Origin of the sequence: Caballeronia insecticola, assembly GCF_000402035.1 — a bacterium.
Lineage (GTDB): Bacteria > Pseudomonadota > Gammaproteobacteria > Burkholderiales > Burkholderiaceae > Caballeronia > Caballeronia insecticola.
Genome location: NC_021294.1, coordinates 114985 through 140780, shown reverse-complemented (window position 1 = coordinate 140780; position 25796 = coordinate 114985). Strand labels below are relative to the sequence as shown.

The 25796-nt window shown below is 63.7% G+C and carries 26 protein-coding genes; 17 read left to right on the top strand and 9 right to left on the bottom strand.

The genetic code is table 11. The features are described 5' to 3' along the window. Positions 1 to 80 precede the first annotated feature (80 nt). The gene (locus BRPE64_RS33550) at positions 81 to 1079 is read left to right on the top strand and encodes a hypothetical protein (RefSeq protein WP_016354229.1); all 999 of its coding nucleotides are present in this window, start codon (positions 81 to 83) and stop codon (positions 1077 to 1079) included. A gap of 1 nt (position 1080) precedes the next feature. Further along, on the top strand, positions 1081 to 1455 hold the full coding sequence (locus tag BRPE64_RS14705) for a hypothetical protein (protein WP_044042236.1): 375 nt from the start codon (positions 1081 to 1083) through the stop codon (positions 1453 to 1455). A gap of 209 nt (positions 1456 to 1664) precedes the next feature. Here the strand turns inward: BRPE64_RS14705 and BRPE64_RS14700 are convergent, their stop codons facing one another. The 3 genes from BRPE64_RS14700 to BRPE64_RS14690 form a co-directional block, all read right to left on the bottom strand. Further along, positions 1665 to 2252: an amino acid kinase family protein gene (locus tag BRPE64_RS14700; RefSeq protein WP_016354228.1), complete on the bottom strand. Its 588-nt coding sequence runs from the start codon at positions 2250 to 2252 to the stop codon at positions 1665 to 1667. Positions 2253 to 2346: 94 nt separating this feature from the next. Further along, complete coding sequence (locus BRPE64_RS14695; RefSeq protein ID WP_016354227.1) at positions 2347 to 3486, bottom strand: hydantoinase/oxoprolinase family protein; 1140 nt, start codon at positions 3484 to 3486, stop codon at positions 2347 to 2349. Further along, a complete protein-coding gene (locus BRPE64_RS14690) occupies positions 3483 to 4526 on the bottom strand; it encodes an ATP-grasp domain-containing protein (protein ID WP_044042647.1) in 1044 nt (347 codons plus the stop codon). Before BRPE64_RS14690 ends, BRPE64_RS14695 begins: the two co-directional genes overlap by 4 nt. Before the next feature lie 13 nt (positions 4527 to 4539). On the opposite strand from BRPE64_RS14690, the gene BRPE64_RS14685 reads away from it, so the two are divergent. The 11 genes from BRPE64_RS14685 to BRPE64_RS14635 all read left to right on the top strand — a co-directional run bounded on the left by BRPE64_RS14685 (position 4540) and on the right by BRPE64_RS14635 (position 15461). Next, the gene (locus BRPE64_RS14685) at positions 4540 to 5295 is read left to right on the top strand and encodes a HisA/HisF-related TIM barrel protein (RefSeq protein ID WP_016354225.1); all 756 of its coding nucleotides are present in this window, start codon (positions 4540 to 4542) and stop codon (positions 5293 to 5295) included. 850 nt (positions 5296 to 6145) lie between these two features. Further along, a complete protein-coding gene (locus BRPE64_RS14680; RefSeq protein ID WP_016354223.1) occupies positions 6146 to 7423 on the top strand; it encodes a molybdopterin-binding domain-containing protein in 1278 nt (425 codons plus the stop codon). Next, a complete protein-coding gene (locus BRPE64_RS14675) occupies positions 7420 to 9117 on the top strand; it encodes a formylmethanofuran dehydrogenase subunit A (protein ID WP_016354222.1) in 1698 nt (565 codons plus the stop codon). Before BRPE64_RS14680 ends, BRPE64_RS14675 begins: the two co-directional genes overlap by 4 nt. Position 9118: 1 nt before the next feature. Then, positions 9119 to 10060, top strand: a complete 942-nt coding sequence (gene fhcD, locus BRPE64_RS14670; protein WP_016354221.1) for a formylmethanofuran--tetrahydromethanopterin N-formyltransferase — start codon at positions 9119 to 9121, stop codon at positions 10058 to 10060. Next, positions 10057 to 10893: a formylmethanofuran dehydrogenase subunit C gene (locus BRPE64_RS14665; protein ID WP_016354220.1), complete on the top strand. Its 837-nt coding sequence runs from the start codon at positions 10057 to 10059 to the stop codon at positions 10891 to 10893. The genes fhcD and BRPE64_RS14665 overlap by 4 nt, the downstream gene beginning before the upstream one ends. A 63-nt stretch (positions 10894 to 10956) precedes the next feature. Next, positions 10957 to 11529, top strand: coding sequence for a cytochrome b (locus BRPE64_RS14660; RefSeq protein WP_016354219.1), 573 nt, complete (start codon positions 10957 to 10959; stop codon positions 11527 to 11529). Next, positions 11526 to 12446, top strand: a complete 921-nt coding sequence (pqqB, locus tag BRPE64_RS14655) for a pyrroloquinoline quinone biosynthesis protein PqqB (protein ID WP_044042646.1) — start codon at positions 11526 to 11528, stop codon at positions 12444 to 12446. The genes BRPE64_RS14660 and pqqB overlap by 4 nt, the downstream gene beginning before the upstream one ends. Positions 12447 to 12492: 46 nt before the next feature. After that, positions 12493 to 13239, top strand: coding sequence for a pyrroloquinoline-quinone synthase PqqC (gene pqqC / locus BRPE64_RS14650; RefSeq protein WP_016354217.1), 747 nt, complete (start codon positions 12493 to 12495; stop codon positions 13237 to 13239). Next, on the top strand, positions 13236 to 13544 hold the full coding sequence (gene pqqD / locus BRPE64_RS14645; protein WP_016354216.1) for a pyrroloquinoline quinone biosynthesis peptide chaperone PqqD: 309 nt from the start codon (positions 13236 to 13238) through the stop codon (positions 13542 to 13544). Before pqqC ends, pqqD begins: the two co-directional genes overlap by 4 nt. Positions 13545 to 13548: 4 nt before the next feature. Further along, positions 13549 to 14754, top strand: coding sequence for a pyrroloquinoline quinone biosynthesis protein PqqE (pqqE, locus tag BRPE64_RS14640; RefSeq protein ID WP_016354215.1), 1206 nt, complete (start codon positions 13549 to 13551; stop codon positions 14752 to 14754). Then, positions 14751 to 15461: a response regulator gene (locus BRPE64_RS14635; RefSeq protein ID WP_044042235.1), complete on the top strand. Its 711-nt coding sequence runs from the start codon at positions 14751 to 14753 to the stop codon at positions 15459 to 15461. Before pqqE ends, BRPE64_RS14635 begins: the two co-directional genes overlap by 4 nt. On the opposite strand, the gene BRPE64_RS14630 is transcribed toward BRPE64_RS14635, so the two are convergent. Beyond that, positions 15380 to 16420, bottom strand: a complete 1041-nt coding sequence (locus BRPE64_RS14630; RefSeq protein ID WP_044042644.1) for a histidine kinase — start codon at positions 16418 to 16420, stop codon at positions 15380 to 15382. The two genes, BRPE64_RS14635 and BRPE64_RS14630, sit on opposite strands and share 82 nt — an antisense overlap. 175 nt (positions 16421 to 16595) lie before the next feature. On the opposite strand from BRPE64_RS14630, the gene BRPE64_RS14625 reads away from it, so the two are divergent. Further along, entirely contained in the window at positions 16596 to 18956 is a 2361-nt protein-coding gene (locus BRPE64_RS14625) for a TonB-dependent receptor (RefSeq protein WP_016354213.1), read from the top strand. A gap of 12 nt (positions 18957 to 18968) precedes the next feature. Here BRPE64_RS14625 and BRPE64_RS14620 read toward each other — a convergent pair whose 3' ends face one another. The 4 genes from BRPE64_RS14620 to BRPE64_RS14605 form a co-directional block, all read right to left on the bottom strand. Next, on the bottom strand, positions 18969 to 19379 hold the full coding sequence (locus tag BRPE64_RS14620; protein ID WP_016354212.1) for a hypothetical protein: 411 nt from the start codon (positions 19377 to 19379) through the stop codon (positions 18969 to 18971). 140 nt (positions 19380 to 19519) lie between these two features. After that, positions 19520 to 20584 carry a beta-propeller fold lactonase family protein gene (locus BRPE64_RS14615; protein WP_044042234.1) on the bottom strand — a complete coding sequence of 355 codons (1065 nt, stop codon included), beginning with the start codon at positions 20582 to 20584 and terminating at the stop codon, positions 19520 to 19522. Positions 20585 to 20723: 139 nt separating this feature from the next. After that, positions 20724 to 21251: a DUF3280 domain-containing protein gene (locus BRPE64_RS14610; protein WP_051180434.1), complete on the bottom strand. Its 528-nt coding sequence runs from the start codon at positions 21249 to 21251 to the stop codon at positions 20724 to 20726. A gap of 61 nt (positions 21252 to 21312) precedes the next feature. Beyond that, on the bottom strand, positions 21313 to 23505 hold the full coding sequence (locus BRPE64_RS14605) for a SulP family inorganic anion transporter (RefSeq protein ID WP_144063462.1): 2193 nt from the start codon (positions 23503 to 23505) through the stop codon (positions 21313 to 21315). A 267-nt stretch (positions 23506 to 23772) separates the two neighbouring features. Here BRPE64_RS14605 and BRPE64_RS14600 point away from each other — a divergent pair, with 267 nt between their 5' ends. The 3 genes from BRPE64_RS14600 to BRPE64_RS33710 all read left to right on the top strand — a co-directional run bounded on the left by BRPE64_RS14600 (position 23773) and on the right by BRPE64_RS33710 (position 25087). Continuing rightward, positions 23773 to 24096: a hypothetical protein gene (locus tag BRPE64_RS14600; RefSeq protein ID WP_016354208.1), complete on the top strand. Its 324-nt coding sequence runs from the start codon at positions 23773 to 23775 to the stop codon at positions 24094 to 24096. A gap of 10 nt (positions 24097 to 24106) precedes the next feature. Continuing rightward, positions 24107 to 24469 (top strand): VOC family protein, encoded by a 363-nt coding sequence (locus BRPE64_RS14595; protein WP_016354207.1) that lies wholly within the window; start codon positions 24107 to 24109, stop codon positions 24467 to 24469. Positions 24470 to 24838: 369 nt separating this feature from the next. Beyond that, positions 24839 to 25087: a hypothetical protein gene (locus BRPE64_RS33710; RefSeq protein ID WP_016354206.1), complete on the top strand. Its 249-nt coding sequence runs from the start codon at positions 24839 to 24841 to the stop codon at positions 25085 to 25087. An 86-nt stretch (positions 25088 to 25173) separates the two neighbouring features. On the opposite strand, the gene BRPE64_RS14585 is transcribed toward BRPE64_RS33710, so the two are convergent. After that, on the bottom strand, positions 25174 to 25749 hold the full coding sequence (locus BRPE64_RS14585) for a J domain-containing protein (protein WP_016354205.1): 576 nt from the start codon (positions 25747 to 25749) through the stop codon (positions 25174 to 25176). Positions 25750 to 25796 lie beyond the last annotated feature (47 nt).

The following is a 25796-nucleotide window of genomic DNA, read 5'->3' as shown; positions in this document are numbered from 1 at the left end:
TCACCATTTATCGAGATGGTTCGGCGGTACCGAGTTTTCGAATCGCTACGATATTCACTCCTTCCAAGGACGGAGGTGACATGTCGTTTCCCGAATGGGGGCATTCGTACAACGCGCTTTATGTGCCGTTGCAGCGATGGGGCTGGCAATGCGCGCTAATGCCTGCCGGTGAAGTAAAAGAAGAAGCCAGCTTCAACGGATCAATGTCGTTCGAAGAGCGCGAGAAGAAGCGCAGAGAACGGAAGAAGCAAATCGAGCAGGACAAGGACGATTTTGATCGACTGTTCCGCGCCCATATCGATCCGCGCGACGCGGCAACCTCTTCCGAATTCAGACACTACGCGGACTTCATCCGCAACACCTTGCGGATGTCGCGTTGGAACATGCCGATCGACGGCGATGGCATCACGCGATCACTGCGCGATGTCGTGCGTGCCCGCCGCATCATCCCAGTGATTGATCGTGCGTGGTACGGCGGACCACGCGTGTTCAGGCACTATGCGCCGCAACACTGGCCGGGCGACGGCGGCGGCGGTTTCCTGGCCGCGAACAGTTTCCGAACAAATGCGCCGACAGGCCGTTTCACAGGCCCGTTTGCTGCGGCCATGTTTGTGGCGGACACCGTGATGAATAGCAGACTCGCCCGCAGCAGTCGCGCGATCGGCAGAGAGGCAGACGATAGCGGAAGCGGTTTCAATTGGCTTGACGCTGTCGAATCGACTGCCGGAGTGGTGCTCGGCGACGGAGGTATGGCCGACGACAGCGGCGGGCCTTCAGGCGAGGGCGGCTCGTTGTTTGGTGATGCGCAGCCGTTCGAGTATGAGTCGGATATGCCGGATGGCGACGTGTTCGACCTTGCATCGCAAAAGACAAAAACTCCAAACTTGGGCGACCCGGGACAGTGGTATACAAACCCGGGTAGCGGCCAGATGAGGTTATATGGAGATACCGGCGCTCCCGTGATCGATCTTGATTTTGACCACAGGCACAATGGCATGATCCCGCATGCCCACAATTGGAATGACGGCGTGAGAGACACGGACGACGATGTAGTCCCTTTCAGCCCATGGAATCCTTGATATGGAATCAATCGCTCAAGTAATCGAACAATATGACGGTTTTCATGACTGGTATCTGTCTGCGGTGTCGACAGACATGTCCGAAAAGGTCGTCGAGTTGACTTTAACGTTTGGAAAAAAGAAGAAGCGAGTCAGCCTTTTATTCAGTGGCGCAACTCGCATCTTGATGAATGAATTCCTTATCCAGAACATCATTTACTCAATGGATGTCTTACACGATTATCAATCTGATGAATTTAAGCGTGCGCGCGTAACCTTAGATAAATCTTATCCATGGGGTAAGGATGGGTTGCCTAAGCCGATTGTCTCCATCAATGCAACCATTGGCGCTGATCTGTTGATCGAGTTTGATTCACTTGACGTTCACCCCGAGTAGGATCGCTGCGGGTTTCGACGCCAGTCTGTTAGATGGCGCGATGCTAGTGAGCCCGCTATCCAAGCCCGGAAAGACTTATGAGGGCGCTCGCGACTGCCGGGCCTACGTCCTTTGCGCTAGCCAAAGAAAGTAGGCGCCCCCGCACAGAGGCAGTGCCAATAGCCCGACGCAAATTCAGGTTCTCACGAACGAAGTAAAAACAAAAAAACCTAAACCGCCACATTCAACAACCGATCCCGCATGACCGAAGCATCGTCCTTGCTAAAAACCTCGACGATGTAATTGGCATCCCGCACATAAGCGGGAAACCGCCGATCGACTATGCCATCCGCCGCAAGCGTCTCCAGCGGCGCATTCGCCTCGACCTCGCACGACTTCACGATCATCAAACGCTCCGCATTGAGCGACGTGGACAACCACGCCGCAAGACTATCCGACGTCGTGTCCCAATTGGTCATCGAATCGGGCGTCGCGCGCATCAGATCGGTAGGCACCCAGACGGCCACGCGCCCGTCACGCAGCGCCCGCCGAATGCGACTCTCGTTCGACGCCAGCACCAGTTCCGGCACCACGCCCTGCATCATGATCGCGTACTGCGCCATCGCGAGCAGACACATGTTGTGGGCCGCGAGATCGTCGAAATGCCATTCCTGCTGATACTGCCGCACCGCATCCGCGAAATCGCCGCCGCCCGGCACGATCACGACGCGCCCGCCGCCCACTTCCCATAGCCGCGTCAGCCACTCGCGCAGCGCCGGGTCGTGACTGAGGCTACCCCCGATCTTCACCACCCACATGGTTGCTGTCCTCGTTCGATCTCGTTCGATGATGCCGCCGGGCCACGCTCCCGGTTCTGTTCCATCATGCTCCGCCGCTGTATTCAGCAGGCTATCACGCAGCCCGCGGTGATGCATCGTTCGACGAATGCGCCTCGTCCGCCGACGCGTCCTTCGTCCCGCCCGCCGCCCGCGACGCCAGCAATCCGACCGCCACGCTCGGCGCGCACGTCGACACCCATTCGGCGCGCGTCGTGTCGTCATCGTCGACGCCCGCAAGCCGGGCGAAGTCGATAAAGCCCCGCGCCTCCTGCCGCGCGAGCGCCGCCGCCAGAAACCGCCCGCAACCCGCACCGACGATAGGCGCCGCCGCGAGCGCCGCATCCTGCGCGATCACGCGCGCGAGGTTCGCGCCGAGCGTGCGCAACTGTTCGTGCCGCCAGCTCTGCGCGAAGCGTCGCCATTCGGCATCGCTCGCATCGGCGGCGTCGCGGCCGATCATCCGTGCGATGCGCGCGCGGCTCGCGGCTTCCGTCTTCGGCCCGTTGTCGGCGCTCGCATGCTGATCGTGCTCCGCCCACAATTCGCCCGTCAGGCGATAGACGTCGGCGGTCGTCGCGAACCATTCGTTCATCACGCCGGTCGTCTCGCCGCGAAACGCGATGCGATGCGCGACCCCGCACAACGGCGTGCGCACGATGCCCTGATAAACAAGCTCGCCGCTCATCAGCCGCCCGGCGTCGTTGTCGCCGCGCGCTACGACGCGGCCGCCCACGATCGGAATGATGTCCGTCGTCGTGCTGCCGATATCGACGAGCACCGCATCGGACACGCAAGTCGCGACCCATTGCGCCGTCGCGAGCCAGTTCGCCGATGCCACCTTGCGCCAGCCGTCCGCGCACGCCGAACGCGCGAGCCAGCCCGCGTCGCCGGCGAAGAACATCGTGCGCGGCCCGAGCCGTTGCGCGAGCACGCGCGTCAGCATGCGCACGCCTTCCGCGCGATCGGCGAAGAGGTCGACCATTTCGCCCGTCATCGTGACGGCGTGGCGCGCGGATGCATCGGCGGCGGCGGGCCAGCGCGCGAACACGCCATCGATCGCGCGTTCCAGATGGGCGATGCCCTGCCACAGCGGACACGCCCACTGGGCGACATCGGCGAGCACGCCGGCGCGCGTCGTCATCGACACCTTGACGTGCGCGCCGCCCACGTCCCAGCCGAACACCGGCGCATCGGCGGAAGTCGATGTCGTCATGACGCCGCCCCGCCGACTGCGCGCAGCGGCGCGACATCACCGTCGAAACCGGGCACGCGATGCGCCGCGAGCAGTTCCGCCGCGAGGTTCCTGCCGCCGCGCCGGCTCAATTCCGCATACGCGACGGTCGGGCGCGGATTGACTTCGATCACGACCGGCCCACGCTCCGGATGCCACACGACATCGATGCCCGCGAAACCGCGCAGGCCCGGAAACGCCTCGGCGACGCGCAGCGCCAGCCGCTCCAGCGCGCGTCCCTGCGGACCATGCCGGTCGATGCGATCGACATCGACGCCATCGAACTGCACGATCCGTTCGCGCCGCTCCGAGCCCGCCGCATCCGAGAGCCCGATGCGCTGCCGGTTGATGCTGACGAGCCGCGCGAGCCGTTCGCGGCAGATCAGCGAAAGACTCAGCGGCTCGCCGTCGATCCATTCCTGCAGCACGGGATTGCGGCCCGCCGCCGCGCGCGCTTCGTATTCGGCGCGCGCGGCGTCGAGGTCGTCGTACACATAGGTGTCGAGGCCGCCCGCGCCGTCGTCGGGTTTGACGACCCAGCGGCGTCCGGGTTGGGCGATGGCGTCGTCGGGTTCGAGCGCGGGCGTCGCGGCGATGCTGCGCGCGGCGAGACAGGCCGCCGTCGCGCTCTTGCTCGATGCCGCGCGGATCGCCTCCTTCGCGCAGCCGAGCCAGCGCGCCTGGCCGACCGCATCGTGCAGCTTGAGCAAGAGGCCGTCGCATTCGGGCGCGACGATGCAGGCATAGTCGTGTTCGCGCGCCATGCGGGCGACGAAGCGCGTGACCGGCTCGCCCGGCTGCGCGCGCACGTAGCCTTGCGCGTCGCCGTCGAGTTGTTCGAAGCGCGAAGTGGCGATGGTGACGTCGATGCCCGGCAGCGCGCGCAAGTCGGCGGCGATGGCATCGCGCATCACGCGGCCTTCGACGATCAGCGCGGAAAGATCGGCGAGGCTGCCCGCGCCCGCCACGTCCGGATCGATGCCGCCGCCGGTGAGATACTCGAACACAAAGATCTTGATCAAAGGAAAGCCATCCATGCAGGTGATACCCGTTCTCGATCTGCTCGACGGCCACGCGGTGCGCGCAGTGCGCGGCGAGCGTTCGCGCTACCGGCCGATCCAGTCCTCGTTATGCGCGACGAGCGATCCCGTTGCGATCGCCCGCGCGCTCGTCGCCACCACCGGCGCGCGCACGCTGTACGTGGCCGATCTCGGCGCGATCCTCGGGCACGGCGCGCACGACGCCGTGCTTGCCGCGCTGTGCGATGCGCTGGGCGAAGGCGTCGACATCTGGCTCGACGCGGGCTTCACCGCATGCGCACCGTTGCTCGCGCTCGCCGAACGCATCGCGCGGCTCGCGCGCGGCGCATCACGCGCGACGATCGTGCCTGTGTTCGGCACCGAGACGCTGCTCGACACCGGCGCCATCGCGCAAGCATCGGCGTGCGGCTTCGAGCCGATCCTCTCGCTCGACTATCGCGGCGGCCGTGCGCTCGGCGTGGCGCATGTCGGGCATACCGGACATGCCGGAAGCGCGTGGTGGCCGTCGCGCGTGATCGTGATGACGCTCGATCAGGTCGGCGCTCATGGCGGGCCCGATCTCGCGACTCTCGCCGATGTGCGCGCGCTCGCCGGTCAGCGCCACGTGGTCGGCGCAGGCGGCATCCGCGATCATGCCGATCTCGTGCTCGCAGCAGACAGCGGTGCGTCTGCGTGGCTCGTCGCTTCCGCGCTTCACGATGGGACGATTTCGTTTCGTCGCGATGTGGGGCGTGGGGCGTCGGTCGAGTAACTCAATATCTGTGCCAAGGAGCTTGGGGCTTGCCGCCCTGTAAACCTTTGGCAAGCAGGTGTTGCATCGCGTGATGCATGGGTGACAGTGTGTTGCATTGCGGAGCAGTTTTTTTGTTTGTTCCCGCTTCTTGCTCCGCTCATGGCGCTTACGTGAAATCCTGAATTCGCGTCGGTCTATTAGCGTTGCCCCTGTGCGGGGCGGCACCTACTTTCTTTGCTGCTGCAAAGAAAGTAGGCAAAGAAAGCAGCTCTCCCCATCCAAAGTACCTCACGCCGGCCGCGGCACAGGCGAAGAGCCTTTGGCACGGCCGTAGTTGTTGTCCTCGCAGATTTCACCGGGCTTGGCTCGCGCACGATCTGACGAGCCGTTCCCTTGGGCGCGCTGGTTCAGCGCAAAAGGCTCCGGCACAGCGCTACGCGCTGCCGTCGGGTCTGCGAGGGAAACCATCAGACAGCAAATGCGGTGAGATGGAAGCGTTAGCAAGGAAGCACGCGCAAACCCGATTGACCCGTCGGCCGCGAAGCGGGTCGGAGCTATTTGGCGCTGCGCCAGTCCGTTAAACGGCGCAATTTGGCCGACCGTGCGCGAGCCAAGCCCCGTTGACTAAAGAAGGCACTTGCCACCGCGTACCAAAGGCTATTCGCCTGTGCCGCGGCCGGCGTGAAGTACTTTGGATGGGAGAAGCTGTTTCTTTGCCTACTTTCTTTGCAGCAGCAAAGAAAGTAGGTGCCGCCCCGCACAGGGGCAACGCTAATAAACGACGCGAACACAGGATTCCACGAAAGAAACAACCCAAGCAAAAGCAAAAAACAAAAGATCGGCATAGACCTTGCTCCAAAGCACGACCATGCACGATTCCCCCACGACGACGAACGCGCAGCGTCCCTCCGCGGCTGCCGGCCACGAGCCCTGGACCTGTCCGTTCTGCCCACTTCTATGCGACGACATCACGCTCGCGCCCGCCGGCGCACATCGCCTCGCGGCGCCGCACACCGTCTGCCCGCGTCTGGCGGACGCGCTTGCACGCTTCGGTCCGCAGGATGCAAGCCGCAAGCCCGAAATCGACGGACAAGCCACCGATCTCGCCTCGGCGCTCTCGCGGGCCGCGGCGATTCTGTCGATCGCGCATCGACCGCTCTTCGGCGGCCTCGCGACCGACGTAGCCGGCGCACGCGCGCTCTATGAACTCGCGGCGCACTGCGGCGCGGCGCTCGATCATCTGCACGGCGACGCCATCGCCGATTCGAATCGCGTGCTGCAGGATCGCGGCGCGTTCTTCACGACGCTCTCCGAAGTGCGTTCGCGCGCCGATCTCGTCATCGTGTTCGCGTGCGAGCCGTCGCGGCGCTATCCACGCTTCTATGAACGCGTGATCGACACATCGCGCGATGTGAGCCTCGTATTTGTCGGATGTGATGCCGATCGCGCCGCCGACGCGCGCAGCGAAGCGATCCTGCCGCACACCGAGCCCTTCGATCTGCTCGCGCTGTGGTCCGCGCATGTCGAAGGCGGCCGCGCGATCCCAATGCCCGAACTCGTCGCGCTGACCGAACGCATCCGTGCCGCGCGATACACGGCGTTCGTCTACGAGCCGTCCGCGCTGCCCGCGCCTCACGGGGCGCTCGCAATCGAAGCGTTGCAGCGCATCGTGAAGGCGTTCAATCGCACGGTGCGCGCGGGCGCGCTTGCACTGACCGGCGACGACGGCGCGCTCAGCGTCAATCAGGCCACGACGTGGCTGTCGGGCTTTCCGCTGCGCACGCGCGTCGCGTACGGCTTGCCGCTCGATCACGATCCGTATCGCTATCGCACCGACACGCTGCTTACCCGCGGCGAAGCCGATGCGCTGCTGTGGGTGTCGAGCTTCGCGCCCGAACCGCTGCCCGCCTCGCTCGGCGACGACGTGCCCGCCATCGTCCTCGGCCATCCATCGACGACGCTGCCCGCACGCGCGGGCGCCACGGTGTTCATTCCCGTCGCGACGCCGGGCATCGACAGCGGCGGACATCTGTTTCGTATCGATACGTCCGTGGTCGCGCCGCTCACCGCCGCGCGCGATGCGGACTTGCCGACGGTCGCCGCGATCGCGTCGCAGCTCGCGCAGGCAAGGAGGCCGCAACAATGAGCCTCACGCGCCTCAAAGGCGGCACGCTCTACGATCCGGCAAACGGCGTGGACGGCGAGAAACGCGACATCTATATCCGCGACGGCCGCATCGTCGCCGGTCTTGCGTCGGGTGAAAGCATCGACCGCGATTTCGACGCGAACGGCATGATCGTGATGGCGGGCGGCATCGATCTGCATTCGCACATCGGCGGCGGCAAGACGAATCTCTCGCGTCTTCTTCTGCCCGAAGATCATCGCGACGATCCGCGCGCCGTGCCCGATCGTCCGAACGAAGGCCGCTATATGCGTCTGCCATCGTGCGGCGTCTGCGCGCCGGGCACGCTCGCGGCAGGCTATCGCTACGCGGAAATGGGCTATACGGCCGCGTTCGAACCGGCGATGATCGCGTCGAACGCGCGCCATGCGCATCTTGAGATGGGCGATACGCCGATCATCGATCACGGCGCCTACGTGATGATGGGCAACGACGAACTCTTCCTCCAAATGCTCGCCGCGAACGAAGACTTCGAGCGCCTGCGCGATTACGTCGGCTGGACAATTCATTCGAGCAAGGCGCTCGGCGTGAAGGTCGTGAATCCGGGCGGCATTTCGGCGTTCAAGTTCAATCAGCGTTCGCTCGACGTCGATGAAAAGCACGTGCATTACGGCATCACGCCGCGCGACGTGCTGAAGACGCTCACGCGCGCGCTCACCGATCTGCGCGTGCCGCATCCGCTGCATGTCCACGCGAGCAATCTGGGCGTGCCGGGCAATATCGAATCGACGATCAGGACAATGGACGCCGCCGACGGCTTGCCCATTCATCTGACGCATATCCAGTTCCACAGCTACGGCACCGAAGGCCCGCGCAAGTTTTCGTCGGGCGCGCGCGCGATTGCCGAGGCGGTCAATGCGCGGCCCAACGTGACCATCGATGTCGGCCAGATCATGTTCGGTCAGACAGTCACCGCTTCCGGCGACACGATGATGCAGTTCAAGAACGCGCCGCTGGCCCGTCCGCGCAAATGGGTGCTCGGCGATATCGAATGCGATGCGGGCTGCGGCATCGTGCCGTTCAAATATCGCGAGCAGAGCTTTGTGAACGCGCTGCAATGGATCATCGGGCTGGAGATTTTTCTGCTCGTCGATGATCCGTGGCGCGTGTCGATGACAACCGATCATCCGAACGGCGCGCCGTTCACGAGCTATCCGCATTTGATTCGCCTGCTGATGGACAAGTCCTTCCGCGACGAACAGCTCGACACGCTCCACGCCGATGCCAAAGCCGCGAGCGCGCTGAGCGAAATCAAACGCGAGTTCTCGCTCTACGACATCGCGATCATCACGCGTGCCGGTCCCGCGAAATTGCTCGGCCTGAAAGACCGCGGTCATCTCGGTGCGGGCGCGGCGGCGGATATCGCCGTGTATCGCGACGATGCGGACCGCGAGCGCATGTTCACGTCGCCTGCTTACGTGTTCAAGGACGGCGAGCTGATCGCGCGCGACGGCACGCTGCTCGCCACACCGACGGGCGGCATCCATTACGTGAGCCCCGACTACGATCGCGCGATCGAACGACGCGTGCGCGACTATGCGGAAGCGAATCTCGCGACGCGCTTCGAGAACATCGCAATCGGCGACGACGAAATCTGCGCCTGCTGCAACGGCGGCAGGCTGCTGCCCGTTGCGTGCTTCGCTGCGAGCGGGGACTAGCATGCGCATCAACGACACGCAGATCGACGACACCTTCGCCGAAGCCTTCCCGATGAAGGCGACGCGCCTCGTCATCACCGCGCACACGCCGGACTGGGCGCGTCACGCGGCGAATTCGCTGACGGGCTTTGCGACATCCGTCATCGACTGCGGTTGCGAGGCGGGTATCGAACGCACGCTGTCCGGCGACGAAACGCCCGACGGACGGCCGGGCATCGCGGTGCTGATCTTCGCGATATCGTCGAAGGAATTGGCCAAGCAGATCGCGCGGCGCGTCGGGCAATGCGTGCTGACGTGTCCGACGACGGCGGTCTACGGCGGCATCGAGCGCGCGACGAGCCGCGCCCCGCTCTCCGACGACGCACCGCTCGGCGCGGGCCTGCGCTTCTTCGGCGACGGCTGGCAAATATCGAAAATGCTCGACGGCACGCGTTACTGGCGCGTGCCCGTGATGGACGGCGAGTTCGTCTGCGAAGAATTCACCGCCACGGTGAAAGCGGTCGGCGGCGGCAATCTGCTGTTTCTCGCGCGCGATATCGACAGCGCGTTGCATGCGGCGGAAGCAGCCGTCGCGGCGATGCATCGTCTGCCGAACGTCATCACGCCGTTTCCGGGCGGCGTGGTGCGCTCGGGCTCGAAGATCGGCTCGAAGTACGCGGGCGCTACTGCATCGACCAACGATGCGTTTTGCCCGACGCTCGTCGGCTTGTCGAAGAAGAGCGAGCTGACTGCGGACGTTGCGTGCGTGCTCGAAATCGTGATCGATGGCCTCACCGACGCCGATGTCGGCGCCGCGATGACCGCGGGCATCGCAGCCGCGACGAACATCGGGCGCGCGGGCGGCGTGCTGCGCATTTCCGCGGGCAATTACGGCGGCAAGCTCGGGCCGTATCACTTCAAATTGCACGCGCTTTCGCAGGGCATCGACGGGAACCGCGCATGAATGCCATCACGTTGCGCGTAAAAAATACGCCAGGCTTTCGCATCGACGGGTCGAAATTACTGCCTTCTGCGCTTGCGGCAAGTTCGCCGGATGCGTTGCCGCGTATCGTGCTGCAAGGCGCGGGCGAAACGTGCACGCTCGGCGATCTCTTCGATATCGATATCGATATCGCGCGGGCGGACGCGGACACGCCATCGCTCACAATCGAAGGCGACGTGCGCTGGTTCGACCATCTCGGCGCAAATATGAGCGAAGGCTCGCTTATGGTGCACGGCAACGCAGGCGATTACGCGGGCATGAAGATGAGCGGCGGCGAGCTGCACATCAAGGGCGATGCGGGTCTGTTCGCCGCCTGCGAGATGCAGGGCGGACGCGTGATCATCGACGGCAATGCGGGCGCGTTCGCCGCGAGCGCGCTGCCCGGCGACATGGAAGGCATGAGCGGCGGCACGCTCGCGATCCACGGCAACGCGGGCGCGCGGCTCGCCGATCGCATGCGGCGCGGCACGGTGCTCGTCGGCGGCGATGCGGGCGATTTCGCGGCGTCGCGGCTGATTGCGGGAACGGTCTGCGTCGCGGGCAAAGTGGGCGCACACTTGGGATACGGCATGCGGCGCGGCACGGTGTTGCTGACAAACGCGCCATCTTCGGTCCCGCCGACCTTCACCGAAGGCGGACGCGGCTTCGACGTCTTCTGGCTGCTCCTCACGCGCATGCTCGCGCGCGAAAGCACACCGGCGTTTGCGGCGCTCGCGGGCAACGTGTTGCCACGGCGCTACGCCGGCGACCTCGCCGTGGACGGACGGGGGGAATTGCTGATCGCCAATTCATAGCGGGGCGGAAAGAATGGACCCTGTATTCCGGGGCACGCAAACCACTTTTACGAGGGTGACGCCATGAGCACCGCGCGGACATCGGCCACGTCGCGCAACAGCGGCATCGACGGCGCGGGCGAACGCTTTGCACGCCCGGTCATCGCGATGCACTGGCTGATCGCGGTCGCCATCATCGCGATGCTGTGCATCGGCTTCTATATGGTTGGCTTGCCGCGCGGACTGCCGTTCAAGTCGGACCTCATCAACTTCCACAAGTCGCTCGGAATTACGGTTTTCCTGCTGGTGCTGATCCGCGTCCTGGTACGCCTGGCCTATGGCCGACCGCCTCTGCCGCCGATGCGGGCGTGGCAACGCGCCGCCGCGAGCATCACGCAGGCTCTTTTATACGTTGGCATGTTCGCGATGCCGCTCACCGGTTATCTCGGCTCGTCGTTCAACAAGTACGGCACGAAGTTCTGGGGTATCGCTCTGCCGCAATGGGGCTCGGACGACAAGCATATGCGGCAGATCTTCTTCGGCATCCACGAATATCTGGCGTGGATCATGGCGGCGCTCGTGATTCTTCATTTTCTCGGCGCGATGAAACATCAACTGATCGATCGTGACGGACTTCTGCGGAGGATGTGGCCTTGAAAATTCGCGTGCTCGGATCCTCGGCGGGCGGCGGCTTTCCGCAATGGAACTGCAATTGCCGCAATTGCGACGGCGTGCGGCGCGGCACCATTGCGGCGCGAGCGCGCACGCAGTCGTCGATTGCCGTGACCGATAACGGCGAGGACTGGCTGCTCGTCAACGCGTCGCCGGACATTCTCGCGCAGATCGCCGCGAATGCCGAACTGCAGCCCGCGCGCCGCGTGCGCGATACCGGTATCGCGGCCGTCGTCACGATGGATGCGCAAATCGATCACGTCACCGGCCTCCTGATGCTGCGCGAGCGCGGCACGCCGCTGCCGCTCTATACGACCGATGCGGTATGGCAAGACCTGTCCACCGGTTTTCCGATCACGTCGATTCTTGCGCATTACTGCGGCGTCGAACACAGGCGCATCGCGCTCGACGGCGCGTCGTTCAGCGTGCCGGAACTGCCGCGCGTGACGATCGATGCGTTGCCGCTGTCGAGCAAAGCGCCGCCTTATTCGCCGCATCGCGATGCGCCCGAAGTGGGCGACAACATCGGCCTGATGTTCACGAATACCGCTACAGGCAAGCGTGCGTTCTATGCGCCGGGTCTGGGCGCGCTCGAACCGCATGTGCTCGAAGCAATGCGCGCGGCCGACCTGCTGCTCGTCGACGGCACCGTATGGACCGACGACGAAATGATCCGTCTCGGCCTCACGAAAAAGACCGGCAAGGACATGGGGCATCTCGCGCAAAGCGGTGCGGGCGGCATGATCGAGGTACTCGATTCGATCGATCGCGCGGGCGTGCAAAAGGTGCTGATCCATATCAACAACACGAATCCGATCCTGATCGAGGACGGACCCGAGAGGCGCATTCTGGCGGAGCACGGCATTGAAGTCGCGCACGACGGCATGAGCTTCGAGCTGTAGCAATAACAAGCGCAATAACAACCGCAATCGCACTGGAGACCGTTCGATGTTCGATCCGATGCTCAACCCGACCACAGGCCCGATCTTCACGAAAGTGCAGGACGCGGGGCCCGCGTGGACGCGCGACGAATTCGAGGCGCAGCTTCGCGCGAAGGGCACGGCGTATCACATTCATCATCCGTTCAACGTGAAGATGAATGGCGGCGGCTGTTCGAAAGAACAGATACGCGGCTGGGTCGCGAACCGCTTCTACTACCAGATCAACATTCCGCTGAAGGATGCGGCGGTGATGTCCAATTGTCCCGATCGCGAAACGCGCCGCCGCTGGGTGCTGCGCATTCTCGATCACGACGGCTACGAAGATCAGGCAGGCGGCATCGAGGCATGGGCGCGGCTCGGCGATGCAGTGGGCTTATCGCGCGACGATCTCTGGTCGCTCAGGCTCGTCACGCCGGGCGTGCGCTTCGCCGTCGACGCCTATGTCAACTTCGCGCGCCGCGCGCCGTGGCAGGAATCGGTGTGCTCGTCGCTGACCGAAATGTTCGCGCCGCAAATCCACAAGGATCGTCTCGCAACGTGGCCCGAGCATTACACGTGGATCGAGCCGGACGGGCTCGCGTATTTCCGCTCGCGCGTGTCGCTCGCGCAGCGCGATGTCGAGCACGGGCTCGAAGTCACGCTCGCGCATTTCACGACGCGCGAGGCGCAGCAACGCGCGCTCGACATCCTGCAATTCAAGCTCGATATTCTCTGGACCATGCTCGATTCGATCGAAAAGGCCTTTCCGCAATGACCGACAGCAATCCGACTCAACGCGTGCAGGAAGCCGTCGAAGCACCCGACGACTCGCTGCATCCGAAACTGAAACGCCTCTTCCGCCTGCAATGGGAACCGGCGCAGGACGCGCACGTGCTGCTCTATCCGGAGGGCATGGTGAAGCTCAATCAGAGCGCGGCGCAAATTCTTCTGCGCTGCGACGGCACGCGCGATATCCCGGCGCTCGTCGCCGATCTCGAAGCCGCGTTCAACGCGACCCATCTCGGCGACGACGTGCGCGCGTTCGTCGCGGGCGCGCGGGCGCGAGGCTGGCTGGAGTAGCACGATGACCGATTTGTCCGAACCCATCGCACGGCCCGAACACGAGGGCACGCCCATCGCGCCGCCGCTTTGGCTGCTGGCGGAACTCACGTATCGCTGTCCGCTGCATTGCGTGTTCTGCTACAACCCGGTGAATTACGCCGATCACACGCGCGAACTCGATACCGCGCAATGGATCGATGTCCTGCGTCAGGCACGCGCGCTCGGCGCGGCGCAACTGGGCTTTTCGGGCGGTGAGCCGCTCTTGCGCGACGACCTCGAAACGCTAGTGGAAGAAGCGCGCAAGCTCGGCTTCTATACGAACCTCATCACGTCGGGCATCGGCTTGACGGAGAAGCGCATCGGCGCGTTGCAGGCAGCCGGGCTCGATCACATTCAGTTGTCGTTTCAGGACTCGTCGCAGGAACTCAACGACTTTTTATCCAGCACGAAGACCTTCGACTACAAGAAGCGCGTCGCGAGCCTCATCAAGGCGCACGGCTTTCCGATGGTGCTCAACTGCGTGCTGCATCGCTATAACCTGCCGCATATCGGACGCATCATCGACATGGCGCTCGACATGGGCGCCGAGTATCTCGAACTCGCGAACACGCAGTATTACGGCTGGGCGCACACGAACCGCGCGCAACTCATGCCGACGAAAGAGCAACTCGACGAAGCCGAGGCCGTGGTCGAACGCTATCGGCGCGAGATCGGCGACAAGTGCAAGATCTTCTTCGTCGTGCCGGACTATTACGAGCGCCGGCCGAAACGCTGCATGAACGGCTGGGGCTCGGTGTTTCTCGGCATCGCACCGGATGGCGCCGCGCTGCCGTGCCACACCGCGCGCACGCTGCCGGGCCTCACGTTTCCGAACGTCACCGAGATGCCGCTCAAGGACATCTGGTACGAAAGCGATGCGTTCAACCGTTTTCGCGGCTTCGGCTGGATGAAGGAGCCGTGCCGCAGTTGCGACGAGAAAGCCATCGACATGGGCGGCTGCCGCTGTCAGGCGTATCTGCTCACGCAAGACCCCGCGAATGCGGACCCCGTTTGCGACAAGTCTCCGCATCACGAACGCGTGATCGAAGTGGTGCGCGCGGCATCGGCGAGAGCGGCGAAACCGGAACCGCAGGAGCAACCCATCGTCTTTCGCAACGATGCGAACTCCCGGCGCATCGCGGCGCTCGGCCGCGAGAATGGTTCAGAAAAAGGAGAAGACACGCCATGACTGCCGACATATCCGTGCTGCTCGTGGACGATCACGCGGTCGTCCGTGAAGGCTACAAGCGTCTGCTCGAACTCAGCCCCGATGTGAACGTCGCGGGCGAAGCGGCCAACGCGGCCGAGGCTTATCAGAAGTTCTGTGCGTTGCAGCCGGATGTCGTCGTGATGGATCTCGCGTTGCCCGGTGCAAGCGGCATCGAAGCGATGCGGCGCATGCTCGCGCGCGAGCCGCACGCGCACGTGCTGATCTTCAGTGTGCACGAGGAAGCGATCTTCGTGCGCCGCGCGCTCGATGCCGGTGCGCGCGGTTATGTCACGAAAGCAAGCGCGCCCGATGTGCTCGTCGAAGCGGTGCGCTCGGTCGCGCGGCGCGTCTGTTATCTGAGCCCGGATATTTCGCAGGCGCTCGCGTTGCGCGCGACGATCCAGGAAGGACCGCCCGGACGCCAGCTATCGGCGCGCGAGTTCGAAGTGCTGCGTCTGCTTGTGCAGGGTTATACGTTGCCGAGCATCGCGGAGAAACTGGGTTTGAGCCAGAAGACGGTGGCGAATCATCAGTCCGTGATTCGCCAGAAATTCGGCGCGGACAACGGCGTGCAGCTTGCGCAGATCGCCAATCGTCTCGGCCTTCACTTCGCCGATTTCACCGGCTCCGCCGACGCCGCGTTCACCGCTTCGTTCGGTTCGATGGGCAGCGGCAGTCCCGCCTGAGCCGGCACGCGCGCGCCGAACAGAAAGCCCGCGCCCGGTTCGCTTGCCAGATGAAACTCGCCGCCGAGCGCTTCCACGCGCTCGCGCATGCCGATCAGCCCGAGGCCCGCGCGCGGCTTCGCGAGATCGACGCCGGGGCCGTCGTCGGCCATCGTCACGACGATCTCGCCCGCGCCCTGCGCATTGCCCGGCGCGCGCGCCAGATAAATCTCCACGCGTGAACTCCGCGCGAACTTCGACACGTTCGTCAGCCCTTCCTGCACGAGCCGGTAAAGCGTGATGTTGAGCGCATCGCTCAGATTGTCGAAATCGCCTTCCACGGCCAGCGTAAAGCTCGCGTCGGGCAGCCGCTCGCGCCATCCGTCGACGCAATGTTCGAGCGCGGTGGGCAAGCCGAATTCATCGAGCCCGATGGGCCGCAGCTTGCGGATCATTCCGCCGATCTCGCGATACACGTGCGTCGCGCTTTGCATCAGCGCCAGCGACAGCCGATGAATCTCCGCCTCGCGTTGCGCCGACAGATCGCGGATACGGCCCGCATCGAGCGACATCGCGTTGAGGTATTGGCCGAGTTCGTCGTGCAGTTCGCGCGCGAGATGACGCCGCTCGGTTTCCTGCGCGGCGAGCGCCTGACTCGCGAGCCGCCGGTTCTCGGCCAGCAGATGTTCCGCTTCCTCTTCGAGCGCGCGCCGCCTGCGCACTTCCGATTGCGCCTCGCGATAGCGCCGCCACGCGAACCAGGCGAAGCCGATCGCGAGCACGACGAGCGTCGGCGGCAATTCATCGACCTGAAAGCGCTCGGCGCTGCGCGTCAGGCGATACGCGTATTCGCTGAAGTCGAATCTCGCGAAGAGCGCGCCGGCCACCAACGTCAACGCGAGCACAAGCGCGAGATCGCGCCAGACCGGCGCGCGGCGCTCAGCATCTTTCGCGAGAGTGGGCAGGGATTCGGTTGGCATCACGGAATGCATTCTACGCACCGCTTCGTCGTGCGGCGGGGTGCCTGGAACGCGATTGGGAACGCTTCCCTGCGCGATCGGGAAAAGCTCCCGGTGCACGCGCTCATTCTTATGCGACGCTTTCATTCAAAGAAACATTCTCGATGCGTGGATCGGAAAAGAAGAGGAGACGACGATGAAGAGCATGCAGCGCCTGCCCGCGCCCGCGCATCCGTTCAAACCCCGAGCCGGTCTCAGGCTCGTGTTCGGCAGCGCGTTCGCGAGCATCACGGTGGCCGCGTGGGCGCAGACGCCGCCCGCCACCGACGCGGCCGAAGCGCCCGCGGCTGCATCGGCGCCGGCTTCCGTCGCGCAGGCCGGTACGCCGCCGAATACGGAGCTGCCTTCGATCATCGTCGTCGGCACGACGCCGCTCGTGGGCGTCGGCACGCCGCTCGAAAAAGTGCCCGCCAACGTGCAGACGATCAAGGGCAGCGAAATCCAATCGCAGCATTCGCAGACCGCCACCGATTACTTGCAGAAGAACGTCGTGAGCGTCGATACCAACGACGCGCAGGGCAACGCGTCGCAAACCGACATCCTGTATCGCGGCTTCACGGCGTCGCCCTTGCTCGGCACGCCGCAGGGATTATCGGTGTTCATGGACGGCGTGCGCATCAACGAACCGTTCGGCGATGTCGTCAACTGGGACCTGATTCCGCAGGCCGCGATCCAGACGATGCAGATCATCCCCGGCTCGAATCCGACCTTCGGCCTGAACACGCTGGGCGGCGCGATCGCGGTGCAGACCAAGAACGGCCGCAGCAATCCGGGCGGCAATGTGGACCTGAGCTTCGGTTCGTTTGGCCGCAAGGCCGCGCAGATTGAACAGGGCGGCGTGATCGGCGATCACCTCGATTACTACTTCACCGCGAACGTCACGAACGACAACGGCTGGGCGGATCACAATTCGAGCCGTCTGCGGCAGGCGTTCGGCAAGCTGCGCTACACGGACGCCGATACGACCATTTCCGTGTCAATGGGCGGCGCCGACAACACGCTGAACGGCTCGCAGACGATTCCGCGCTCGTTCATGGACAACTTCCGGCAGGCCTACACGTTCCCCGATACGAACGAAAACCAGGTCGGCTATCTGACGATCAACGCGGAGCACTACATCACGCCGAACATTCAGTTGAGCGGCAACGTGTATTACCGGCACTATCGCAACAAGAACGTGAGCAGCAACGTCAACGACGATTTCGATCCCGATGGCGACGACGCCGACGAACTCACGCAGGCCACCAACGATCAGTCGGTGATCGTGACCGACAGCTACGGCGCGAGCCTGCAACTCACGCTGCTCAACAAGCTGTTCGGCATGGACAACCAGCTGATTCTCGGCGCCGCGGGCGACTTCGCCAATTCGCACTTCACGCAATCCTCGCAGCCGGCGGAATTCACCGATTCGCGCGCGACCATCGGCACGGGTCCGTTCGCGCCGACAACCGACGCCAAGACGCGCAACGAGAACTGGGGCATCTACTTCGAGAACACGCTGTCGTTCACGGAACAATGGTCGATGACGCTCGCCGGCCGCTACAACTGGTCGAAGGCGACCATCGGCGATGAAAGCGGCGTGCAGCCGCTGCTCGACGGACGGCATACGTTTTCGCGCTTCAATCCGGCCGTGGGCTTCAACTGGAATCCGACGCCGTATTTCACGGCCTACGCCACGTATAACGAAGGCATGCGCTCGCCGACCGCCATCGAACTCGCGTGCGCGGACCCGGAAGCGCCCTGCTCGCTGCCGAACGACTTCATCGCCGATCCGGACTTGAAGCCGGTGATCTCGAAGACGTTCGAAGTTGGGGCGCGCGGCCGTATCGGCGCGCATACGACGTGGAGCGCCGCAGCCTACAGCACGACGCTGACCGACGATATTCAGTTCGTCAGCAGTCAGGGCGCGGCGAGCACGCTCGGCTATTTTCAGAACGTCGGCAAGACGCGCCGGCAAGGCTTCGAACTCGCGGGCCGCACGCAATGGGGGCCGCTCGGCGTCGCGGCGAGTTATAGCTACGTGAACGCGACGTATCGTTCGACATGGATCGAAAGCAGCGCCAGCAATTCGAGCGCGGACGACGACGGCAACATCACCGTGCATTCGGGCGATCGCATTCCGGGCATTCCGGCCAACACCGTGAAACTACGCCTCGACTACAACCCGATCGCGCGCTGGAATATCGGCACGAATCTCACGTATCGGAGCAATATCTTCGCGCGCGGCGACGAAAACAATCAGGACACGAACGGCACTGTCGCGGGCTACTTTCTCATCGATCTCGACACGACCTACAACGTCACCAAGCAATTGCAGGTGTACGCAACGGTGAAGAACCTGCTGAACAAGCGGTACGCGAACTTCGCGATTCTCGGCGAGAACTTCTTCAACGGCCCGAACCATACCTTCAACGGCGCGGACACGACCAACGAGCAGTTTCTCGGCGTCGGCGCGCCGCGCGGCGTGTGGGTGGGAATGCGTTACGCGTGGAAGTGAAACGATGAAGACTCAGCGCGGCCGGAACGGATAAACCTTCGCGGGCCGCCGCTGCCGAAGCTCGGCGAGATAGTTTTCGACGAAGCGTTCGAGCGCGTTGGCCTTCAGCTGTTCCATCATGCGCATGGCGTCGGTCGGCGATTCGGGGCCGAGAATCAGCGCGCCGACACCGACCGCGCCGAGATGCACGATCAGCGCGCACGACGACAGCGAACCGGCGTCGAACAGGCGAACGGCATCGGCGGCTTCGTCGTCGAGTTCGATATCGACGTCCGATCCGGGAGCGCAACGGAATTCGCCGTGTTTGCCGATCGACGCAGGCAACCAGCGGCAATTGCCGCGATCGCCTTGAACCGCGATCAAAACGCGCTTGCGCATGGGCGAATCGCAGATTTCTTCGAATGCTCCGGCCAAGGTGAGCATGACAATCCTTGCAGGCGAGCTTAAAGCGGATACTAGCAGCGCAACGGGATGTGACAAGGAGCGGATCGCGCAACGACGCGCCGCAAAAAGCGAAATGGCCGCGTGTGGCGGCCATCCTGCGTGCTTTGCTACAGGGCGAATCAGCGTCCGACGATCGACCCCGCCGCCGTCGGATACGTCACGATGCCCCACGCGAGCGGCAAATCGCCGATCTGCTTGATCTCCTTGTAGTCGGCGCCGTCGAGCACATAGACCGCGTTCGAGCGGCCGCACGCGAGCAGCAGCTTCGAGCCGTCGGGCGTGAAGCTGAAGTGCCAGCAACGCTGACCAACGGGCACGTCCTGCATATGTTCGTACGTAGCGCCATTGAAGACCTGCAGCGTCTTGTCGCGCGATGCCGCGATCAGAAGACGTTTGCCCGACGGATCGAACGACACGCCATACGGGCCTGTCTTCGTATCGACGGTCTTGACGGTCTTGAGGCTGCCGCCGTCGAGCACGACGAACTTGTTCGCGTTCTCCAGCGTGACGACATACTGCTTGCCGTCCGGCGAAGCCTTGATGCCGCGCGGACGCGAGCCCTTCGCGAGCTTCACCGTGCGCACCGGCTTGCCCGTGCCGACGCGATAGACCGACACCGTATCGTCGCCCTCGTTGGTCACGAGAATCAGCTTGCCGTCGGGCGAAAATTCCATGCCTTCGGTTTCGTGGCCGCTCTTGACGGAGTGCGTGACTTTCATCGTCTTCAGATCGACGATCGCGATTTCGGCCGGCGGCGAGTTGGCATCGTCGTCGTCTTTCTCGGGCTCGCCGGGCTTGGGCGGACCACCGCTTTCGCCAGGCTCGTAAGTCACATAGGCATTGCTGCCGAACACGCGCACGAACTCCGGATTCTTGCCGATCTTCACGCGGCGCACGACTTTTCCGCTCGCGGTATCGATCTCCGAGAGATCGCTCGTCGTCTTGTTCGCGACATACAGACGCGTGCCGTCCTTGTTCAGCGAGAGGCCGCGCGGGCCGTCCTTGCCGACGTCATAGGTCTTCGCAAGCGACAGGTTGTCGAGATCGATCACGCCGACGCCGGCGCTTTCGGTCGTCACATAGGCGGTCGGCGCGGCGGCATGCGCGAGGCTTGCAGCAAGGGCAAGCGATGGCGCGAGGGCCGACGCGCAGGCAATGCGCGCCGCCTTGAATCTGACAGGCATGTTCGTCTCCGGCTGTTGCGGTTCGATCCTTCGATTCATCGGGAAGCAAGGCCAACTTAGCCCAATAAGCATCGAGGTGGCAACGCCCGGGGCCGGGAGAAATTCCCGAATTCGGCAGCGTGCGACGCGTTGTGGAAGTTCAGCGCGTCGCGGAGGGATCGCCGGCGAGCAGATCGACGAGCGCCTTTGCCGCGCGCCGCCACGACTGGTCGGTGTTGCCGCGCATGTCGACCGAACGCTGGAACAGCATCTTGCCGCTCGCCGCGTCTTCCACGCGCAGATTGATGTTGAGGATGAGGTTGCTGATCTTCTGCACCCAGCACACGCCGACGCGCGATGTGCCCAGTTGCTTCGCCACGCGCAACTCGCAGCCGTTGCACGCGCTCAGGTCCTGCGCACCTTGCAGCGATGCGATCAGATCGCGCGCCTGGTCGTTGTCGGCGACGCGAAAGAGTCCGCGTTGCTGAACATCGTCGCGCAGGGCGGCGCTTGTCATCGCGAGACGTTCGGCTTGCGTGCGATTGGTTTGCGCGTCGTTGTAGGCGGCGTTGTCGTCGATCAGCGTGCAGTCGGGCATCGCGATCGACTGCGGGGCGGTCTCTGCATGAAGACCGCCCGTGGCAAAGACCAGCATCAACATGAGCGGTATGCGGAGTCTGCGGATCATGGTCGTTTGTCTCGCTGAGGGAGCGTTAAACGTCAAGCAGATCGCGTACCCGTTCTCCGTCTCACGACGCCGCACGCAACGCTTCGTCCGCGACAGCAAGACGCGAGGCCATCATCTTCACGACAAAGCGGTGCCATTCCTGCGCGGTCAGCGGATCGTCGAGTTCCAGTCGGCGCAGCGCGGCAAGCGTCATGCGTCTGAGACGCGCGGGTTCGTCGGCGACGACATCCGCGCTACGCGGCGCGTTCGTGTACACGGCCATCTCGCCGATGATCGTCCCCGGTCCGAACGAGCGCAGCCGCACCGAGCGCCCGTCCGCGAGCGGCAGCGATACCGTCACGCGCCCCGCTTCGACGATATACAACGCATCGCCCGCGTCGCCGCGACGAAACAGCGCCTCGCCCGCGCCGATCTCGCGCACGTCGAGCAACGCGGCCAGTTGCGTGAGCGCGCGCTCCGTGAAATGCGGCGCGAGCATCGTGCGGAAATCGGCGGCGGGCGCGCATAGCGGCGCGCTCGTGTGCGCGGCGAGTTGTTGCGCTTCGATCCATTCGAGTCCCGCGTCGAGCGAATCGAACTCGTGGATGCCGAGCGCGAGCGTGCCGGTACGGCCGAGCAACGCGCGCGAATTACGCGGCAGCGCGGTGAGCACGAGTTCCGCACCGATCGCGGCGCACGCCTGACGCAGCTTCACGAACGCAAGCGACACCGACGCATCCATGCCGTTGGTCCACGCGAAGTCGAGCACGACGAAACGCACGGGCTTCGGCTTGTGCGAACGAATGCGCTCGCGGATCCGTTGCAGCATCGAGTTCGCGGAACCGAAGAAGAGAAAGCCTTGCAGACAGACGCCGCAAATCTCGTCGCCGCGATCGATCAGAAGGCGCGTCTCCTCGATGCTGCGTTCGACGTTCGACGTGCGCGTGCGGCCGTCGAACTCCATGCGCACGCAGCCCGCGCGGCCATACAGCAGCGCAAAGGTCACGCACGCCACGACCACGCCCGCGACGACACCCGCGATCACGCCATAGAACGCAATCACCGCGAGAATCAGCGGCACAAGCAGATATTCGTGCCACGTGAGCTTGCGATAAGCGCCGACGAGCCAGTCCATCATGAGCCGCAGGCCCATGTAGATCTGCATGCCGACGAGCACCGGCACCGGAAACAACGAAACGAGATCGGGCGATGCGATCAGCACGAACAGGCACGTGAGCGCGGCGAACACGCCCGCGACACGGCTCGTCGCGCCGGCGCGCGCATTGAGCATCGAGCGGTTGTACGACTGATAGCCGACCATGCCGCCGAGCAGGCCGCTCGCGATGTTCGCGAGGCCCGCCGCGCGCATCTCGCGATTGAGATCGATGTCCTGTCCAGTGGCCGCGCCCATCGCGGTCGAGTTCATGATGATCGTGATCGCCGACACCGACGTGACGATGAGCGTCTCGGGCAAATGCGCGACGATCGCGCGCCAGTCGATCTCGCCCGCCGCCAGCGACGAAGGCAGATGCAGCTCGGGAATATGCAGCGCGTGCATCGGCACGTGCTGAAGCAGAAGGCCCATGCTGCGCGCATCGTCGGGCGTGATGCCCGCGACTTGCAGCAGTCCATAGAAGAGCGCAATGCCGATGGCAAGCGTGAGCGGCAACGCAGCCGCGTGACGCCAGGTCTGCGCGAGGATCGTCGCAAGTGCGCCGACGAACACCGCGGGCAACCACGCAAGCCAATGAAGGCGCGCGAGCATCGGCAATGTGTGCCAGTCGAGCGCGACGCCCGTCAGCACGCGAAACGCGCCCGCGATCAGCAAATAGCCCGTGCCCGCGAGAAAGCCGCCCATCACCGGATAGGGCAGAAACTGCAACGAGCGGCTTTTCTTCGACGAGCCGATCGCAAAGAGAATCAGCCCTGTGACGAGCGAGCACAGCGCGATCGCGACGAGCACCGTCAACAGAATAACCGTGGGCGTGCCGCCGTTCGCGCGCACGCTGCTCGCCACGCCCGCCGCTACGCCGACGAGAAACGCCGTCGCGTTGCTGTCCGGCCCGCCAATGTTCATGCGCATCGAACTCGTCAGCGCGATGACGAACGCAGTCACGATGCAACTGACGAGCGCCGTGGGCACGCCGAGTTCGGCATAGCGCGCGAGATCGGCGCTGAAGATGAGCGTGCCGAGGCTCATCGCGTAGCACAGCATGACGAGTGTGGAGACGGTGCCCGCGGTCATGTCGCCGACGAGCGCGGCCAGGCGCGGCATGACACGCATGCGCACGCCGCGAGGGGTCGAGGCGGGTGTCGTACTCGGCTTCACGGCGCCCCCCGGAGAAGGGAAACGGCAGACGGATGCGCTCGAAGGACGAAGCGCGAAGTGCATCGGAGAGTATCCGTCGCGTGTGAAAATCGTGTCAATTTCTGCGCGGATGCATTTCGTCTGACGAAGCCGCGACGTTGGATTCCGCGCGCCAACAGGCGTAAAAGTGGAGTAACGTTGACTGGCGAGCGAACCACAACCAAGGAGGCGATCATGCCTGACGATCCCGCTCAATGGCGCGTCTTCGACTACGAAGGCTTCGAGATTCACGTGCTGCCGCACCTCAAGCCAACGCCCGAACATGCGCCGCCGCGCGCGACGGAACGCTTCGTCTATATCGGCCATGTTTGCAGGCCTGGCGCGAATGCGAACGTACCCGGCGACGCGGTGCACTTTCACGCCGACGGCGACGACGAATACAAGACCGCGCAAGACGCCGTGGACGATGCGCGGCACATCGGCAAGAGCATCGTCGATGGCACGCATCCGGATCTCTCGGTGCTGTCGCTCGTGTCGCATCACCATCATCCGGGGTGACATCGCGCGCATGGAATCGTCCGGGGACATCGAAAGCCTGAGCGCGATCACGCTCGCCACGCACGATATGGCGCGCGCCGTACGCTTTTACCGGGCGCTCGGCTTTCGCATCGTGCATGGCGGTGAGAACGAAGCGTTCACCTCATTCGCGCTCGGCAGTTCGTTTCTCAATCTCACCGGCGAGACGCATGCCCCGATCGGATTCTGGGGCCGCGTCATCATCTACGTATCCGATGTGGACGCCTTCTACCGCCGCGCAAAAGCGCATGGCATCGAGCCGCAATTCGAACCACGCGATGCACCGTGGAACGAGCGCTATTTCCATCTCACCGATCCCGACGGCCACGAACTGAGCTTTGCGCGCCCGCTCTGACTCGTGCTGCCGCATTCCGCGCCGTTCAGGCACGCGAATCGCTTCCACTCCGAGTGACGGTTAGCGTACGCACCGGGCCATTGATATGACCGTTCGCGTACATAACCTTGCATCGCGTTGTATGAGGATACGTCCATGGGCGCTTAGGCGCCGTGCGTGAATCGGGCGTGATGAAGCGCACTTTTTACCCGTTGTTTGCATGCTGTTGCTATTTCGCAAAAACGGGCTCCGCTCTCGAATACGGGCGTAGAGTTAAAGTGCTTTCTGAGGAACGTGATGCGTTGCGGCAGGAGTTTTATCGATCGATGTTAAATCGGCTGCCATTTGCGCCGTAAACCCGATCATGAATGCCGCGTGCTGGAGACTGAAATGAAATGCGCGAAAGAGCAGTCCCTTCGTTACCAGGTCGAAAAATGGCTCGCGCCGGGAAGCCTGCCGGTTCATGTGCGGCAATTCAGCCGCACGCGTTCAGACGGACGGCGTTATGTCTGCATCGAGACGTGTCATGGCAAGGCGGCACGTGCGCTATTTTTCTTCCGTCACGACGACGGACACTGGTGCGTTTATCCGCCTGCGCCGAGGCAACGCAACATGCGCAGCGAGAGGCTCGCGGCCTGAAGCGCAATTTCTTCAAGGGTTAATTCGATTTCTTGCCGCCCCGCTCGAACACAGTGCGTTCCTTGCGTCAGCAACACAAAACTAAACTAAAGACGCAGGTTGTTGAGGATGAGGAACTGAAACCACATTGCGCCCAGCGGATTAGCAGCGTCAGCGGTGGCGGCTTCCTTCTTTTCCATCAAAGGCTCTTCCTCGCGTTCTTCACGCTCCTGACGCGATTCATGCAACGCGATCGCGCTATCGGCGATCTGTCTTGCCGTGGCTTCGTCGCATTGCGCGCCGAGCAACACGCCGAACACGACATCGCGGTTATGGCCTTGCGATGCGAACCGCATGGCCAGCGATACACGTTCCGCATAAAGCGCCTCGCGTGCTTCACGCTCTTTCGCTTCACGCGCTTCGCGTTCCGCTTCTTCCTGACGCACGCGCGCTTCCCAGCGTTGCATCTCTTCGGCGAAGATGCGGTCGTACACTTCGCGTTGCGCGGGATCGGAGAGGATCGCGTAGGCTTCCTTCAACTCCTGGAATTTCGCGCGGGCGGCGTCTTCGTTTCCCGCGTTGCGATCGGGATGACAGCGCATCGCAGCCTTGCGATACGCGCGCTTGATTTCTTCTTCGGTGGCGTGCTCGTCCACGCCGAGCGTCTGATATAGCGTTGCCATCTTGCGTCCGGTGGATACGGGTCGCCGAGCATCGTAACACGCGAAAA

Excerpts from the sequence above, each read along its gene's own strand:
- BRPE64_RS14610 (WP_051180434.1), bottom strand. The coding sequence starts at position 21,251 with ATGATCCGCAGACTCCGCATACCGCTCATGTTGATGCTGGTCTTTGCC.
- fhcD (WP_016354221.1), top strand. The coding sequence starts at position 9,119 with ATGCGCATCAACGACACGCAGATCGACGACACCTTCGCCGAAGCCTTC.
- BRPE64_RS14630 (WP_044042644.1), bottom strand. The coding sequence starts at position 16,420 with ATGCCAACCGAATCCCTGCCCACTCTCGCGAAAGATGCTGAGCGCCGC.
- BRPE64_RS33550 (WP_016354229.1), top strand. The coding sequence starts at position 81 with ATGTCGTTTCCCGAATGGGGGCATTCGTACAACGCGCTTTATGTGCCG.
- BRPE64_RS14585 (WP_016354205.1), bottom strand. The coding sequence starts at position 25,749 with ATGGCAACGCTATATCAGACGCTCGGCGTGGACGAGCACGCCACCGAA.
- BRPE64_RS14600 (WP_016354208.1), top strand. The coding sequence starts at position 23,773 with ATGCCTGACGATCCCGCTCAATGGCGCGTCTTCGACTACGAAGGCTTC.
- BRPE64_RS14625 (WP_016354213.1), top strand. The coding sequence starts at position 16,596 with ATGAAGAGCATGCAGCGCCTGCCCGCGCCCGCGCATCCGTTCAAACCC.
- BRPE64_RS14660 (WP_016354219.1), top strand. The coding sequence starts at position 10,957 with ATGAGCACCGCGCGGACATCGGCCACGTCGCGCAACAGCGGCATCGAC.
- BRPE64_RS14680 (WP_016354223.1), top strand. The coding sequence starts at position 6,146 with ATGCACGATTCCCCCACGACGACGAACGCGCAGCGTCCCTCCGCGGCT.
- BRPE64_RS33710 (WP_016354206.1), top strand. The coding sequence starts at position 24,839 with ATGAAATGCGCGAAAGAGCAGTCCCTTCGTTACCAGGTCGAAAAATGG.
- BRPE64_RS14665 (WP_016354220.1), top strand. The coding sequence starts at position 10,057 with ATGAATGCCATCACGTTGCGCGTAAAAAATACGCCAGGCTTTCGCATC.
- BRPE64_RS14595 (WP_016354207.1), top strand. The coding sequence starts at position 24,107 with ATGGAATCGTCCGGGGACATCGAAAGCCTGAGCGCGATCACGCTCGCC.
- BRPE64_RS14635 (WP_044042235.1), top strand. The coding sequence starts at position 14,751 with ATGACTGCCGACATATCCGTGCTGCTCGTGGACGATCACGCGGTCGTC.
- BRPE64_RS14695 (WP_016354227.1), bottom strand. The coding sequence starts at position 3,486 with ATGACGACATCGACTTCCGCCGATGCGCCGGTGTTCGGCTGGGACGTG.
- pqqE (WP_016354215.1), top strand. The coding sequence starts at position 13,549 with ATGACCGATTTGTCCGAACCCATCGCACGGCCCGAACACGAGGGCACG.
- BRPE64_RS14620 (WP_016354212.1), bottom strand. The coding sequence starts at position 19,379 with ATGCTCACCTTGGCCGGAGCATTCGAAGAAATCTGCGATTCGCCCATG.
- BRPE64_RS14615 (WP_044042234.1), bottom strand. The coding sequence starts at position 20,584 with ATGCCTGTCAGATTCAAGGCGGCGCGCATTGCCTGCGCGTCGGCCCTC.
- BRPE64_RS14605 (WP_144063462.1), bottom strand. The coding sequence starts at position 23,505 with ATGCCGCGCCTGGCCGCGCTCGTCGGCGACATGACCGCGGGCACCGTC.
- BRPE64_RS14675 (WP_016354222.1), top strand. The coding sequence starts at position 7,420 with ATGAGCCTCACGCGCCTCAAAGGCGGCACGCTCTACGATCCGGCAAAC.
- BRPE64_RS14705 (WP_044042236.1), top strand. The coding sequence starts at position 1,081 with ATGGAATCAATCGCTCAAGTAATCGAACAATATGACGGTTTTCATGAC.
- pqqD (WP_016354216.1), top strand. The coding sequence starts at position 13,236 with ATGACCGACAGCAATCCGACTCAACGCGTGCAGGAAGCCGTCGAAGCA.
- BRPE64_RS14700 (WP_016354228.1), bottom strand. The coding sequence starts at position 2,252 with ATGTGGGTGGTGAAGATCGGGGGTAGCCTCAGTCACGACCCGGCGCTG.
- BRPE64_RS14685 (WP_016354225.1), top strand. The coding sequence starts at position 4,540 with ATGCAGGTGATACCCGTTCTCGATCTGCTCGACGGCCACGCGGTGCGC.
- pqqC (WP_016354217.1), top strand. The coding sequence starts at position 12,493 with ATGTTCGATCCGATGCTCAACCCGACCACAGGCCCGATCTTCACGAAA.